The organism is Streptomyces sp. NPDC059788, from assembly GCF_042732265.1.
Lineage (GTDB): Bacteria > Actinomycetota > Actinomycetes > Streptomycetales > Streptomycetaceae > Streptomyces.
On sequence record NZ_JBHWHY010000064.1, the window covers coordinates 40,274 to 55,771 of the forward strand.

The window sequence follows — 15,498 nt, forward strand, 5'->3', positions numbered from 1 at the left end:
GCCACCTGGCGTACCGCCCGCACAGCGGCCGGGCTTCGACGCGGAATCAGCAGAGTGACGGTGACGGCACCACCACGCGTTCCACGGTCCTAACTCTCCTCCCCCGCCCCCTGGGGCCCCACCAGTTCCCCGGCGATGAGGTCGCGCATGACCTCGCTCGGGCCGGCGGCGATGGTTGCGGCGCGGGCGTCGCGGTAGGTGCGGGCGGCCTCGGAGTCCTCCTCGTAGCCTGCGGAGCCGTGCAGTTGGAGGCTCGTGTCGGCCAGGCGGCAGGCCAGTTCGGTGGTGTGGAGCTTGGCCATCGCACACGCGGTGAAGGCGATGTCTCCCTGCTGGACGCGCCAGGCGGTGTGGTGGACGAGGTGCCGGGCCGCCTCCAGTTCTGTGGCCAGGTCGGCGAGGCGGTGCCGGAGCGCCTGCATTCCGGCGAGCGGGCCGTCGAACGCCCGGCGCGCGCGGGTGAAGCGCAGGGTCTGTTCGAGACAGCGGTCCATGCCTCCCAGTGCGAGGGCGGCGGCGGCGAGCCGTTCGAACGGGAGCCCGCGCATCAGGTAGTAGAAGCCGCTGTCCTGCCGCCCGACGAGGTTGCCGACGGGCACGCGTACCTGGTCGTACGTCACCTTCGCCGTGTCGGCCGCGCGCCAGCCGAGGGTGGGCTGCGGCTGCGCGGTGACACCGGGGGTGTCGGCGTCGACGACGAGGAGGGAGAGGCCGGTGCGGCCCCGGTTCCCGCCGGGCGCCGCGGGGGTGGTCCGGGCCGCGACGATGTGGAAGTCGGCGGTGGTGCCGTTGCTGACCATGCTCTTGGTCCCGTGCACCACGTAGGCGTCTTCGTCCCGTACGGCAGTGGTCGTCATGCCGGACAGGTCCGATCCCGCGCCGGGCTCGGTGAGGGCCAGTGCCGCGACGCGTTCGCCCCGTATGCAGGGTGCCAGGTAGGCAGCGCGCAGCGCGGGGCCGCCCACGGCCGCCAGGTAGTGCGTCGCCATGTAGGCGTGGACCGCGACAGCCGCGCGGAGACCGCCACAGCCGGTGCGGCCCAGTTCCTCCAGAAAGACGACCGAGGTGAACAGGTCCTGGCCGGTTCCGCCGTCGTCCCGGGCGTACCGGAGGCCGAGGAGGCCGTGGTCGGCGAGGGTCTTCCACAGCCGGCGCGGCAGGCGGCGCTCCCGTTCCCACTCGGCGGCAAAGCCGGCCACCTCGGCCTCCAGTACGGCACGCACGTGCAGGCGGAAGGCTTCGTGTTCGGCGGTGAAGTACGGGGAGGTCAAGCGGGAGGTCATCGGCCGTCCTCAGTCGTTCCGGGCGGGGGCAGGGGCGGAGCGGGCAGGGGGTACGGTCAGTTCGCGGAGCAGCAGGGACAGGAAGGTTTCGCTGTCCTCGTGGAGGGCGAAATGGCCGCCTGTCAGGTGGTGCGCGCGCAGGCCCCGCCGGGCGTAGCGCCGCCAGCCGGTGACCGCCGCGGGCGGTGCCATGGCGTCGTCGCAGGCGTCGAACGTGGTGAGCGGTACGGGGAGCGGGACCGGTCGGCTCCACGGCCACGTCCGGGCCAGTTCCAGGTCGGCCCGCAGCATGGGCTCCAGCATCCTCAGCAGCCTGCGGTTGCGCATGACCTCGGGCGGTGTCCCCGCCAGTGCGGTGAGTTCGGCGGCCAGCCCGTCGGCGGACGAGGTACGGGAGGCGGTGCGCGGCGGTGGAGCGTCGGGGGCACGGCAGCTCGCGAGGATCAGGCGCTCGGGCGGCGGGTGGGGGGCGGAGGGGCCGGTGGGATTCGTGGTGGGGAGCGCCGCCGTGGTCAGCGCGTAGGCGAGCATGCCGCCCAGGCTGTGCCCGAACAGGACGTACGGCGTCCGCACTTCCCGGGCCAGGGCGTCGCGTACCGCGTCCACCAGGGCCGCTCCCGAGGTGAAGGGGCGCTCCCGTACGCGGTTCTCGCGGCCCGGCAGTTGTACGGCGACGAGTTCGACGGCCGGCGGCAGATGCTCCGCCCAGCCCCTGAACACCGAGGCGCCGCCGCCCGCGTGGGGCAGGCAGACCAGCCGCAGGGCGGCGTGCGGGCGGGGGCAGGGCCGCTGGAAGAGGGTGTCCGGCGGGCGCGCGGGGGCCGGTGGCCCGTTGCCGCCAGGCGTGGGCAGCGGCCCGTCGGCAGTGGTCACGGGGCCCCGGGCGGCTGGGAGGGCACCGTGCCCGCCGGGGCGCCCGGCGTTCCCGCCGCCGGGACGTCCGTCCTTCCCGCGGCCCGGAGGGCGGCGTCGAGTGCCGCGGCGAGTTCCGCCAAGGTCTCGGCGGTGAAGATCAGGTCCGGTTCCAGTATGTCCTCTCCCAGGCGGTCTTCGAGCAGCCCCAGCAGGCGGACCGCGGTGAGCGAATTGCCGCCGAGCGCGAAGAAGTTGGCGTCCGGGCGCGCCGTTCCGGCGCCGAAGACCTCGGCCCACGCCTCGGCCAGCACGGCGTAGCCCGGGCCGTGCGCGGCCTGTGGTGCGCCGGTGTTCTCGGTGCCGGTTCGGCGCCGCACCGCCGCGAGGTCCTGTACGGCGACGAAGCGTCCGGGCGCGGTGTGGCCGGGAGCGTTCCGGCTGAGGAGAGCCCGCAGCTCCCTTTCCAGGACCCGCAGGGTGGGGCCGAGCCGGCGGCCGGGGCCGAACGGGGACGCCGCCGGCGGGTGCCCGGCGCGGGCCTGCGGTGCGCGGGCGTAGACGTTGTGGCAGGGGGTCTGTGCGAGGCGTGGGTCCTGGTCGTGATGGACCTCGAATCCGCGGGCTCGCAGCTGGGAGACGATGTTCCGCAGCCGTCCGCCGATGTCGTGCACTTCCATGGCGATCCGGTCGATGCGGGGCCACAGCGCGTCGTCGATCCCGGCCAGGACGTCGGCCTCGGCCTTCTCCACGTCGATCTTCAGCAGATCGATCCGGTCCAGGCGCTGTTCGGCCACCACCTGTGTGAGGGTGCTGACGGCGCAGCGGCGGGTCTCGGCGGCCATCCGGCCGACGGCGAGTCTGGCCAGCCGCTGCCCGTGCCCCTCGGTGCCGGTGCCGGTGCCGAGGTAGCGCCGCAGGACGTCGATGTCCTCGTCGGACCGCGCGAACCGGCCGGACATGACGCTGTTGCCGGGGTAGTAGGTGAAGTCGGTCTCGCCCTCGGTGCCGCCGAGGGCACACTGCAGCACGGTGACGTCGAGTCCGTAGAGCCCCGCGTTGCGGGCGAGCGCCGCGGCAGGTTCGGCGGCGGGTTCCACGGCGATGATCCGGGCGCCGGGGCTCACCGCGGCGGCGCGCAGGGCGAACATGCCGATGTTGGCTCCGACGTCCACGACGGTGGCCCGCTCCGGCACGGTCAGGCCGTGCCGGAGGTAGGCGTTGTCGAGGAAGATCTCCCGGTACAGGAAGTCCGTCTCCGTACGGTTGACTCCCGCGACACGCAGGTCGTCGGCCGGTTCGTGCCACTGCGGCCGGTCCTGCTCCCCGTCGTCCGCCGGCTCGGCGGACCGGTGCAGGAGAGCCGCGGTCTCCGGTTCGGGCACGAAGCAGACGGTCGTTTCCCGGTCGTCGAGGATCTCGGCGTCCAGGACGGCGGGGTGGGCCCGCAGCGCCTTCGCCAGGGCGTGCCGGGCCACGGGGTCCTGGGCGGTGGGGCCGGGGCCGGCCGGTCCGGTCATGCGCCCTCCTCGGCTCGTCCCGTGAGCGGCGGCGCCCCGGTGAAGTCCGTCAGGGCCCGTACGAGCGCGGGTGCCGCGTCGAACGCGGTCAGGTGGTTCCCGTGCGGCATCATCCGCAGGGTGGCGCGGGGCAGGTGCTCCGCGACGTGTACAGACCCCTCGGGGTGCGCGGTCGTGTCCAGGTCGCTGGAGACGACGAGCGTCGGCTGCCGCACCTCCTTGAGGAGCGGTCGGCAGTCCGTGTTCATGATCACGCCGTTGAGCTGTCCGTAGCGGTACATCAGTTCCGCGGAGGCATAGGGGTGCAGGAGGTGGTGGGCGATGTCGGGGCGCAGGGTGTCCAGTGCCTGCGGCCGGCGCATCATGCGGTGCAGGGACAGGGCGTGCCGGGGGCTGCGGCTCGCCATCGCCAGCAGGTTCTGCACGTCGTGCTGGTGGGGTGTCTTCGCGGCGTCCCCGCCCAGTTCGTAGTCGCCGTGCCACAGGCTCAGGGAGGTCACGCGCGGCGAGGCGGCCGCGGCGGCCAGGGCGATGGCCGCACCGCCGCACAGGCCCATGACGTGCGCCTCGTCGATCCCGAAGCCGTCGAGCACGGCCAGGACGTCGGCCGCCTGCGCCGCGAGGTCGTGCCGGGCCGGGGGAGGCGGCCCCGGCGTGTCGGCGCTCGCGAACATGCCGCGGCTCTCCCAGGTCACCACCTGCCGGACACCGGCCAGCGCCCGCAGCCAGGGGGCCGCCAGGCCGACGGGCATGCCGACGGCCGGTACGACGACGACGGCCGGCAGGTCCGCCGCTCCGGCCCGGTAGCCCCGCAGCGGGGTGCCGTCGTGCGCGTACAGCAGGACCGGGTGGCCCGGCGGGGCCGCGCGCGTCGCGCGTACCGCGTGGTCCGCTTCTTCGGTGTACGTGCCGAGGGCCGCCGGTGGGGGCGCCACGGTCAGGTCGCGGAAGAGGCGCTTGCCGACGGCCAGTTCGACGGACCAGAGTCCGTCGTCGGAAGCGGCGACGGTGAGCCGCGGGACGCGCAGCCGGTCCGTGAGCGCGTCGATCGCCGCCTGCAGCGCGGGGCGGGCGCCGGAGGCGAGCTCCGGGGGCGGCGCCACCCGCAGCGGCTCGGTGACCACGCCGAGCAGCGGTTCCAGTTCGGTCAGGGCAGCGGCCAGCACGCGGATCGGGGCGGCGTCGGTGGGCCCGGCCGGCGCCGCCTGCGCCGCCCCCGGTGCGGTGTCCGTCATCGGGCTTCCGGACGGAACGGACGGCCGCGCGTGGTGTGCGTCGCGATGCGGTTGTGGTCGTAGGGGTTCTCGCCGTGGACCAGGACCGCGCCGTAGCGGTCCAGGCTCACCCGGCCGCCGTACTCCTCGATGGCGTCCGTGCCCGGATAGATCTGTACGGAGGCGGGGACGTAGCGGGCGGCGAAGCCCATCCGCATGTCCCGGCTGCGCCCGCTGTGCGGGTGGGAGGCGTGCATCATGGTGGACCAGAAGACGATGAACTGCCCGGCCCGCATCTCCATGTTCACGGCCCTGGACTCGTCGGGCGTCCAGTCCTCGTCGATCTGGAGCTCGCGGTAGTCGTAGCCGAAGAACCCGCGGCGCACGCCGTCCTTCTCCACGGAGTTGACCTGGTCCGGGGCGTAGTGCATGCGCTTGGTCTCGTCGTAGAACATGGTGCGGTGGGTCCCGGGGATGAACTGCAGACACCCCATGTCCACGCTCGCCTCGGAGAACGCGCACCAGACCGTGATGGTGCCGCCGAAATCGGAGCCGTCGGGCCACCGGATCTGCGGGCTGCCGGAGGCGTTGGCGAAGGTGTCGGCCTGGTGCCAGTCGGTTCCCTCGTCGCCCGGGTACTTCGGGAAGAACTCGGTCCGCCAGCACAGCACGTCGGGCCCGAGGATGCGGCTGACCCGGTTCACGATCTCCGGCCTGGTGATGTGGCCGGCCAGGAAGTCCGAGTCCAGATGGCGGTCGTAGTTGGCGATGTTGGTGGTGCCGGACACCGCGGCGTCGTCCTGGTAGACGGCGGCGCTGCGGTCCAGCAGCCGTAGCCGTTCGCGCCGCCAGATGGCTTTGATCTCGTCCGGTTCGTAGAGCGTGAACGGTCCCGCGTAGCCGCGGGCGTGGAAGTCGGCCAGCTCCTTCGCGTCGAGTGTGAAGTCCTCGGCCTGCGACGTCATGCGCGCTCCTCGGTCCGTGGGCGGGTGGCGTCCGGCGCGGCGGCGTCCACATGGGAAGCGAGGCCGGCGACCGTCGCTCCCTCGATCAGGACCGCGATGTCCAGGTCCGTACCGAAGGCCGTGTTGACCTGCTCGAACATCCGCAGCAGGGTCAGCGAGGTGCCGCCGAGGTCGAAGAAGTCGGCGTCGGGCGCGACCTCCTCGACGTCGAGGACGGTGTGCCAGATCGCGGTGATGCGCTCCTGTGTGGTGGCGTGCGGGGCTGCCGGGCCGCCGGCCCGGCCGGCGCGCCGGTGGCCGTCGCGGTCGAGGACGAGCAGCGCGGCGCGGTCGACCTTCCCGTGGGCGGTGAGCGGCAGGGCGTCCAGCCGCTCGTAGGCGGAGGGGCGCAGGTGGGCGGGGAGTGTCCCGGTCAGGTCGCGCAGTTCGCCGACGAGTTTCTCGTACGCGCCGTTGGCGGCCGCCTCGGCCGGGACGACGTAGGCGATCAGCCGGACGTCGTCCTCTCCGTAGTCACGGGGCAGGACGGCGGCGGACGCGACCAGGGGATGCCCGGTCAGCACGGTCTCGACCTCCCCCGGTTCCACCCGGAAGCCCCGGATCTTGATCTGGTCGTCGGTGCGCCCCAGGTAGCCGTACTGGCCGTCGTCGAGGCGGACCACGCGGTCTCCGGTGCGCAGGACGGGGTGTCCGGCACCGCCGCTGGAGAATCGTTCCCGCGTCAGCTCGGGCCGGCCGAGGTAGCCGCTCGCCACACCGGGGCCCTCGATGTACAGCTCCCCCGGCTGCCCGTCGGGCACCGGCTCGCCGTCCGGGCCCCGTACGTGGAAGGTGAGGCCGGGCAGCGGGACTCCGATGGGGCTCGGACCGCCCGCGTCGAGGTCCACGCGCCGCACGCGCCGGTAGGAGGCGTGCACGGTGGCCTCGGTGATGCCGTACATGTTGACCAGCCGGGGCCGGTCGTCGCCGTACCGGCCGATCCAGTCGCGCAGGCTCGCGGGATCGAGCCGTTCGCCACCGAGCACGACCGTGCGCAGGTGGTCCAGCGCCAGCCCGGCGCGGGCGTCCGCGGCGGCCAGCCGGCGGAAGGCGGAGGGTGTCTGGTTGAGGACCGTGACGCGCTCGCGGCGGAGCAGTTCGTGAAAGGACGCCGGAGAGCGGGCCACATCGCGCGGTACGACGACCAGCCGCCCGCCGTGCAGCAGGGCGCCCCAGATCTCCCACACGGAGAAGTCGAACGCGACCGAGTGGAAGACCGTCCACACATCGTCGGGGCCGAAGCCGAACCGGTCGCGGGTCGCCGAGAAGAGCCCTGCGACCTGCCGGTGCCCGACCGGGACGCCCTTGGGCTCGCCGGTGGAGCCCGAGGTGTAGATGATGTACGCCCGGTCGGTGCCGCCGCGAGGCGGCGGGTCGGGGCACGGCGCTTCGCCCGAGGGCAGCAGGTCCAGCCGGACGGTCGGCACATCGGTGCCGGCGACCACCGGGGCGAGGTCCGACGAGGTCACGACGGCGGCCGCGCCGCTGTCGCGCAGGGTCCACCGCACGCGCTCGGCGGGCAGGTCGGCGTCCATCGGAACGTATGCCGCGCCACATTTCACAATGCCGAGCAGACCGGCCACCATGCCGGATTCGCGGGCGACGCACAATCCGACATGATTTCCCGGGACCACCCCGGCCGAAATGAGCGCACCGGCGATCGCGTCGGATCTCGCGTCGAGTTCCTGGTAGGTGAGTTCGCCGTCTTCGGCGGTCACCGCCACACGGCTCGGATGCGTCCGGGCAACGGCCTCGAACAGCCTGGGCAGGGAAATGCCCGATTCATCGGAAGAAATGTTTTCGACCGCCGTTTCACGCCGGTCACGACTTGCTCCGCTGATGGTGCTCACACGGCCCCTTGAGAAATTCGGGATGCGTATCGGGATCACACACAGAGCACTTGACAACCTGGTAGGCAATGCCGTCGAATTAGGCTGCCATTTTCACTCGCGGAACGTCAACCCCGTGCCGAACAGCGAACGGAATTGGCCGGTATTTACGGGGCGGACGACTCCCCCGTCACAGGAGCCCCAACAGCCCCTGCGGTCGAGCGCGGCGCCGGTGTTCCGGGCCGGGCAGGCCCGCCGCGCGGGGGCGCTGCCCGGCCGCCCCGCTCAGCCCCTGTGGCGCAGGGCGGTACGCACCAGGCCCTGGGCGTACAGGCGTTCCTCAAGTGCCAGGACGGCTTCCGCCGCCTCCTGCGGCTCCCGGCTCGCGACGGCCACCAGACCCCAGCGGGACGGCACCGAGGTGATCGCCCGGGAGTGGTCTCCGGCGCCCGCCTCGGCTACGGCGGCTTTGAGCCTGGGCAGATCGGTGCCGGCGGTGGGCCGGACCACCTTCGTGGCCGCGTGGACGCCCGCCCCGCGGACCTCCCGGGCTTCCCTGAGGAAGGCCCTGACGTACTCCGCCCCGTTGGACGACAGGTTCAGGTCCTGCATACCGACCACCGGCCGGTTCCCGAAGCGTCCGCCGATCCGGGCGATGGCGAAGTCCACTCCCCCCTTGACGAAGCCGAGGCCGCGGCCGTTGCCCTCGAAGGCGTCCAGCAGGCTCCGCATGCCCTCCCGCACGAACCGGAACTGCTCCGCCGTGACGCCCAGGTTCCGGCAGCTTTCCTCGTCGATGTACACGCTGCCCTCCCACACGCTGCCCCGCGTGATCTGGAGCGTCGCCCCGTCGGCCAGCCGTCCGGCGACGACGTGGGTGGACGGCGCGAGGATGAACTCGTAGCCGTCGACGGCGTGCCGCAGGTAGTCCGTGTGCGCCTCCAGGACGTAGTCCTCCTCGGTCTCCATCGCCTGGCGCGCCAGCGCTTCGAGCGCCTGGTCGTCGTCCAGCGGGACGCCGGTCCGGATCCTGCTGCCGGTCAGCCCCGTCGCCGGTTTGAAGCAGCCCTGCGGCAGGCCGTACCGCTCGCGCAGCAGCCGGGCGGCTCCCGCGACACGCGCCGCCACCTCCGCCGGGGACGCTCCCGACCGGCTGATCGAATAGCCGGGGACACGGGGCAGGGCGATGCCGAACTCCCGGTGGAAGGGCGTCAGCCGCGACTCCGCCGCGAGCAGTTCGCCGGGGTCGGCCCCGGGGTCGCCGTCGGGCATCCCCTCGGCCTCGGCGACCGTCGGGTACAGCGTCGTCTTGTGGTTCCACCGGCGTCCGATCTCGGGCCCGTTGGCGTCCACGCGCAGGCGGTCCAGCCCCGCCGTACGCCGCAGCCAGACGAGCAGCAGCTGCGCCTCCAGATCGAGCGCGAAGAGGCGGACCACGGTGTGGGGCGCCTCCCGCAGCCGGCTCACCACCCGCCGCAGACCGGCCGAGGGCCCGGACGTGGCGTACGCCGTCGCCTGGGTCAGCAGGGCGTGGGTGAGGTAGTAGAACTCCAGGCCCGGCACCTCGACGGCTTCCACGTCGGCCTCGGCGACCGCCTGGCGCCACGGTCCGGTGCGGCCGACGACGAGGTCGCCGGGGGCGGCCAGGTACACCGCCCGTGCCTCGTTGTACGCGGCGAAGTCGTCCGGTGACGTGCCCTGGACGACATGCGCCACATCGGCCTCGAAGCACGACTTCAAGCTGGTGGCCGCGCCGATGACGACGGCGGGCACCTCGCCCCGCAGGGCGCCGTACGGTTCGAGCTCTCCCGCGGCGGCCGCCGGCACCTCGGACAGCCCGAGACCGAGCAGCCGACGGGAGATCTCCGCCAGCTCCTCCCGGGACAGCACAGCGGGGCCGGTGCAGAACCCCTCCCAGGGCACGGTGCGGCCGTCCGGGGTGACGGCCTTCGCGGAAGCGCCGGCGGACGGCGGGGCGGCGGGGCTGGTGTGTGCCTGCAACGTGGTCTCCAGACGGAAAGTTGGCGAGCGCGACCGGCCGGCTGCCGTACGGGGACACGGCCGAAGGGACAACAAGTCCGTACCCGCATGTGTCAACGTGTCCCACCCCCACGCCGTCACCCTCGGCCACCTCGCGCGAACGGGGGTGAACCGGTGTTCGCGATGTGCTGCCCGGCACCGGGTGCCGCTGAACGACGGCGGGTGGTCACAGAATTTCTCTGTGACCACCCGCCGGGAACGGTCAGCCCTTGCCGAGAACCTCACTGGAGAGTGCCGGCCAGGGGACGCGTACTCCCGTCGGCCGGCCCGGCCCGTGCGGCTCTACGCTGTCAGCCGGCGGCCAGCCGCTGAAGTTCGACCATCATCCGGTCCAGCGTTGCGACGTAGGCGTGGAACTTCTCCTTGAGCTGCCGCTCCTGATCCGTTTCGGTGCGCACCGAAGCGAATTCGCTCAGGAGGTTCTTGACTTCGCGGGCGTGCTCGTCCAGATCCGGGATGTCCGAGGCGCTCAGGTCACCGTTGTCGACCTGGCCCGCGTATCCCGCGATCTGGTAGTCGATGCCGAGCAGATCGGAACCCAGATCCTGCAGTTTCCCGGATTTCGGACGGTCGGGGTAGGGCATGGCGCGGAACTCCTTATAGGCGTTCCGGAAATCGGAGCTGCCCGTCAGTCCCACCATGTCACGATCTTCCCTTCGTCGGTGTAGATGCCTTCACCGCTCCTCCAGTCCCCCTTGATCTTCCAGCCCGGCTTGCCATGGCCCACCGTGACGCGAATACGGTCCTTGGCCGGTGTCTTGTCCCAGAGGGCCTTGGCCTCCTTCGTGTATTCCGCGAAGGTTCGCCCCTTGCCGTGCTTATCAATGTGGTACTTGGCGCTCTCCTCCACGCTAACGCTTCGCCCCTTGTCCCACTCCTCCATCGCCTTGAGGTCCGCGTCGCACCACTTGTTGTCGTTGTGGACGAGCACAGGCCGGTCGCCGGCGAGCACGTAGTAGGTGTGCAGATCGGCGACAGTCAGGTTGTGGACCCGCTGGGCGGCCACGGTCCACGCCTTGGCGGCGTTGACCGGCACCGGTGTCCCGGAGCTGCTGAGCAGCTTCATGCCGGGCTTGAGCTGTGCGGCGTCGAGCCATGCGCCGTTGCTGCCGGCTTCCCAGAAGAGGTGCTTGTCGGTCGCGACGACCGTGCCGCCGGACTCCGCGCCGGAACCGGGAACGGCGATGCCGACGAGGTTCTTCCTGCCGCTGCCGGTGATGGTGTCCTGGACGGCCTTCGCCTCGGTGCGGCCGGTCTGCGGGTCCGTCGCGATCACCTGGTCGCCGACGCGGACATCTTCGATCGGCCTGGTCCGGTGATCGGCCATCAGGACCCGGGTGCCCGGGACGAAGCTGTTGGTCCGGCAGGCCTTCTTGAACCCCTTCAGCGCCTTCAGCTTGAGAGCGCTCATCGCGAGGTCCGGAAGGCACTTGACAGACTTCTTCTGGAGGCACTGCTCGATTTCGTCGGCACCTATGTACCAGGCGATCAGCCGGTCCAGATAGGTGGTGGTGATACAGCCCATGCCGCCGGCCCCGTCGCCACCGCAGACCAGGACCGTCTCGCCCGGCTTCAGATCACCGTCCTTGAAGGCATCGTGACGGAACTTGAACAGGCGCTTTTCCAGGGAAGCGCGAAGCTCCTTGTCCGAAAGCGGCTTACTGGGCTTGAGGGCCTCTTCCTGAATCTGGGCCTTGAGCTCCTCGACCAGCTTGTCGGCCGCAATCTTCAGTGCCTCGGTGGACGCCTTGGCAGCCTTGGCGGCGTCCTTGTCGGCGGCCGCGGCGGAGATACGCGCCTGATAGGCGGAGGTGTTCGCCTGCGCCGAGTAGTGCGAGGCACGAACCGCGGAATGCTGCGCCTGCTGTGCGGACCGGTCCGCGGCCCGTGCGTCCTTTTGCGCGGCCGCGGCAGCGTTACGGGCCGTCCTGGCGGACGCGGCGGCCCGCTCGGACGATTCCTCCGCCTGGTCGGCGGACTTGTCGGCCTGCTGGGCGTACTTGGCCGCATCGTCCGAGGACTTCTTCGCCGCGTTCTTCCACTTGACGGCCTCGGCGGCCTCGTCGCGGGCATGCGCGGCCACCCGCTGGGCCTCGGCCGCGTCCTTGTGTGCGAGGGCTGCCGACCGGTCGGCAGCCGCCAGCAGCGTGTCGATCTCGGCGATGTGAGCGGCCGCGTTGGCATCGCGCTGCTGCGCCTTGTACCGGCCGACCTGCAGGAAGGACCGCAGTCCCGCCGCAGGTCCCGACAACGCCGCCTGAGCCGCCGACTTGACCTCGGGACCGCCGTCGGCCATGACCTGCGCGGCGGCGACGCGGTCGTCTGCTTCGCGGGCCGTGTACTGCCCGGCCTCCAGGAACCGGTGCAGGTCGTCCGCGGTGCCGTCGAGGGCCTTGTTGGCGGCGGCCTGCACGCCCGGACCGCCCGTGGTCATGATCTGCGAGACCGTGATGCGGTCGTCGTGCTCCTTGCCCGGGTAGGCCCGGGTGCGCAGAAACTCCCGTACCTGGTCGATCGGCTTGTCCACCACGGCCACGGCGGCCTGCCGCTGCTCGGTCTTCTCGGCGGTGGCCGCGATGTGCGCCACGCTGGCGCGGTCGTCCTGCTCCAGGGCGATCGTCAGCCCGGTGCGCACGAACTCGGACACATCCTCGTCGGTGCCCTCCAGCGCCATTTCGGCATTGCCGCGGACCCAGGTCCCGCCGGAGTTGAGGAGGTTGACCGCGAGGTGCCTCCCCTTGACCGCGGCGGCCTTCGGGTCGGTGGCGGCTTCGGCCTCCTTGCGCAGCTCCAGCGTCTCGGCATTGAGCTGGTGGATCCGCCCGGCCTCCCATTCGGCAGCGGCGGTCTCCGCGTCATGGGCCTTCTTGGCCTCTTCGGCCGCGAGGATGTTCTCGTCTTCCTGTTCGGCCAGCCGCTCGGCGTCGGCCTTGCGCGCCAGCGCGGCCACGCTCTTGGCCTGCTTCGCGGCGGACTGCGCGTTGCCGGCCGCGGTGGTCGCGGCGTCGGCTGCTTCCTTGGCCTGCTTGGCCGCGTTCACCGCCTTGCCGGCCTCGTCCGCGGCCTTGTCCGCCGCCTTGGCCGCGGCCTCGGCGTGCCTGGCGGCGTCGTTGGCGGCGTCACGCGACTGCCGTGCGGCCTTGGCGGCGTCACGGGCATTGGCCTCCGCGGCATTGGCCGCACGCGTGGCCTTGTCGGCCAGTCGCTTGGCCCTGGCCGCCGCGGCCCTCGCCTCGTCGGCCTTGCCGCCGGCCTGACCGGCCCACTGGCCTGCCTCGGCTGCGGCCGCGGCGGCCGCGGCGGCATTGGCGCCCGACCGTGCCGCGGCCCCCGCCGCGACTGCGGCGTTCTCTGCCGCCACTCCGGCGTGATCCGCGGCATCGGCTGCCTTCTTGGCGCCTTCCGCTGCTTTACGGGAGTTCTCCGCAGCCTGACGCGCCTCCTTGGCGCGGTTGGCATCGCCCGCGGCCGCCGCTGCGGCCGATCTGGCCGAGGCCGCGGCATTGCCGGCCCGGCTGGCGGCATAGGCCGCCTGGGCCGCGGCGCTGGACGCCACACGGGCCGCCCGGTTGGCGCCCGCGGCCGCGGACACCGCGGTGCGCGCCGACTCCGCGGCCCGGTCGGCCGCGGCGGCCGCTCTGCGGGCGGCGGCCGCGGCCTCCTGTGCCGAGGACTTGGCCTCCTTGGCCTGGCGGGCTGCTTCTTCGGCTGCCTTCTTGGCCCGTGCGGTGGCCTTCTCGGCCTTGGCCGCTTCCTCCTTGGCCTTCTCGGTCAGCTGCCCGGCCCGCTTCTGGGCCTTGTCGGCAAGCTGCGCCAGCTGGGATATGGACAGCTTCTCCTGGTCACGTGCGGCAGCGACCTGCCACCCGTTGTCCAGGAACTCCTGGATGTCTTCGGCGGAGCCGTCCAGGGCCTGCTGGGCGAGCTTCTGCACATTCGGGCCGCCCGCCACCATCAGCTGGGAGACCTGGACGCGGTTGTCGTCCTCGGCCGGCTTGAGCTGCCCCCGGTTGATGAATTCGCGCCAGTCGTCAGGGGTGCCGTCCAGCGACTTGCCCGCTGCCTCCTTCACGCCCGGACCGCCGGCGGACATGATCTGCGCGACGCGCACGCGCAGATCGTCGTCGTACGGCTTGACGAGTCCGTCGTCCAGGAAGTCCTGGAGCTCCTTCACCCCGCCGTCGAGTGCGGTGTTGGCGGCTTCGCTCACCCCCGGGCCGCCGATGGCCATGATCTGTGCGACCTGGACGCGCAGGTCCTGTTCCTCAAGGGCCGGGAGGGCCTCGGCCATGAAGGTGCGGATGTCCTCGTCCGACCCCTGCAGGGCGGTTTCGGCGGCCTGACGTACTCCGGGGCCGCCGGCTCTCCATGCCTCCAGGACGTCCGAGCGGTCGTACGCCGGTGTCTCCGCGGCCGCAGCCGACGGCGCGTCCATTCCGGCGGCCAGCGTCAGGCCCAGGACCGCGGCCACGACGCCCCGCCATCCGGGCGTGCGTCTGGATCTGGTTGCCAATGTCTTCTCCTTTATCCCATGAATGGGCTGAGGTGCCTTCTGGTCCCGACAGGCCGGCTAGGGATTCCTGCCTGCCGAAGAATGTGCCGAGGGATCATTTGCCGGCGCAGTAGCCCTGCCGCCACTGGAGAAACCCGTCCGGGCGGTTGGTTATCATTCCGTCGATCCCCCACGACATGGCCGACTTCCAGTCGATTTCACGGTCGACCGTCCAGACGAACGTCTCGACACCGGCGGCTCTGAGCTGGTTCACCACGGCCGGCCGGGCCGAGAGTCCCTTGAATCCCACCGCATACGCGCTGAGGTTGAATGCGCGGGCGGTCGCCACAGGATCCGCATCCAGCTTGGAGCGCAGCAGCGCCACCTTGAATTTGTGGGGAGAGGCGGCCGCGTGGCGCACGATGCCCTCGTCGAAGGACTGCACCATGGTGCGCTCGGCCATGCCGGCTTCGGCGACGGCCGCGAGTGCCCGGTCGAGATCAGCCGGAGGCTGGGGCCCCTTGAATTCCAGAAGGAGCCGTACGGACTTGACCTTGGGCGAGGCCAGTACCTGTTCAAGCGTGGGAACGCGTCCCCCGCCCTTCACGGTCAGCTCGGCGACCTCCGCGGCCGTGAGTTGATCGACGCGGCCCTTGCCGTCGGTCATCCTGTCCACGGTGTCGTCGTGCATGATGACGGGCCGGCCGTCCTTGGTGAACTGGACGTCGGTCTCCACCCAGTCCGCGCCGTGATCGACCGCCGCCTCCAGGGAGGCGATGGTGTTCTCCGGCGCGAGCTGGGGAGCGCCGCGGTGCCCAACCGTTTGGGTGGGAGAGCAGTGGGCGGTGGGGCCTTCTGCCGAGATACGGATGTCGTCGACGGTTCCGGCGGCGTGCTCCTGCCAGGAGCTCTTGTAGAAGAGCCGGCCGATCTGCAGACCGCCCTTGGCCTGCCACGGAGTCGTGAACTTCACCGACTGCTGAAGGCGGCCGTTCACGGCCAGCGACACCGTCTGCTTGGCGGCGTCGTACGTGCCCGTCAGCTGCGTCCATTCGCCGGCTCTGGCTGAGGTATTGCTCATGGCGCGGACGATTTTGGTGTCGTCGGTGTCGGTGGCGTGCCGGTTGAAGACCCACTTGTCGTAGGCCTTCGAGTAGTAGATCTGGAAACCGCTGGCGTGGTCACCGGCCTGCGACAAGAACGTGTAGTTCCCGTCCTTGTTGTCCAGCTTGACCCACGCCGACACCGAAAACGACTTCGCCGT

The 15,498-nt window shown here is 71.6% G+C and carries 10 protein-coding genes; all 10 read right to left on the minus strand.

Annotated features, from left to right (window positions below):
- Positions 1–89 precede the first annotated feature (89 nt).
- On the minus strand, positions 90–1,283 hold the full coding sequence (locus ACFV57_RS37975; protein ID WP_385242241.1) for an acyl-CoA dehydrogenase family protein: 1,194 nt from the start codon (positions 1,281–1,283) through the stop codon (positions 90–92).
- 9 nt (positions 1,284–1,292) lie between these two features.
- A complete protein-coding gene (locus ACFV57_RS37980) occupies positions 1,293–2,156 on the minus strand; it encodes a thioesterase II family protein (protein ID WP_385242244.1) in 864 nt (287 codons plus the stop codon).
- Positions 2,153–3,655: an FkbM family methyltransferase gene (locus ACFV57_RS37985; RefSeq protein WP_385242247.1), complete on the minus strand. Its 1,503-nt coding sequence runs from the start codon at positions 3,653–3,655 to the stop codon at positions 2,153–2,155. The genes ACFV57_RS37980 and ACFV57_RS37985 overlap by 4 nt, the downstream gene beginning before the upstream one ends.
- Positions 3,652–4,890, minus strand: a complete 1,239-nt coding sequence (locus ACFV57_RS37990) for an alpha/beta fold hydrolase (RefSeq protein WP_385242250.1) — start codon at positions 4,888–4,890, stop codon at positions 3,652–3,654. Before ACFV57_RS37990 ends, ACFV57_RS37985 begins: the two co-directional genes overlap by 4 nt.
- Positions 4,887–5,834 (minus strand): chlorinating enzyme, encoded by a 948-nt coding sequence (locus ACFV57_RS37995; protein ID WP_385242252.1) that lies wholly within the window; start codon positions 5,832–5,834, stop codon positions 4,887–4,889. The genes ACFV57_RS37990 and ACFV57_RS37995 overlap by 4 nt, the downstream gene beginning before the upstream one ends.
- Positions 5,831–7,669 (minus strand): amino acid adenylation domain-containing protein, encoded by a 1,839-nt coding sequence (locus tag ACFV57_RS38000; protein WP_385242270.1) that lies wholly within the window; start codon positions 7,667–7,669, stop codon positions 5,831–5,833. The genes ACFV57_RS37995 and ACFV57_RS38000 overlap by 4 nt, the downstream gene beginning before the upstream one ends.
- A gap of 318 nt (positions 7,670–7,987) precedes the next feature.
- Complete coding sequence (locus tag ACFV57_RS38005; RefSeq protein ID WP_385242254.1) at positions 7,988–9,703, minus strand: hypothetical protein; 1,716 nt, start codon at positions 9,701–9,703, stop codon at positions 7,988–7,990.
- Positions 9,704–10,032: 329 nt separating this feature from the next.
- Positions 10,033–10,383: a hypothetical protein gene (locus ACFV57_RS38010; protein ID WP_385242257.1), complete on the minus strand. Its 351-nt coding sequence runs from the start codon at positions 10,381–10,383 to the stop codon at positions 10,033–10,035.
- Entirely contained in the window at positions 10,371–14,255 is a 3,885-nt protein-coding gene (locus tag ACFV57_RS38015; RefSeq protein WP_385242260.1) for a polymorphic toxin-type HINT domain-containing protein, read from the minus strand. The genes ACFV57_RS38010 and ACFV57_RS38015 overlap by 13 nt, the downstream gene beginning before the upstream one ends.
- Positions 14,256–14,349: 94 nt before the next feature.
- Positions 14,350–15,498, minus strand: a 1,149-nt coding sequence (locus ACFV57_RS38020; protein ID WP_385242263.1) for a glycerophosphodiester phosphodiesterase family protein, incomplete at its 5' end; no start/stop codon positions are given.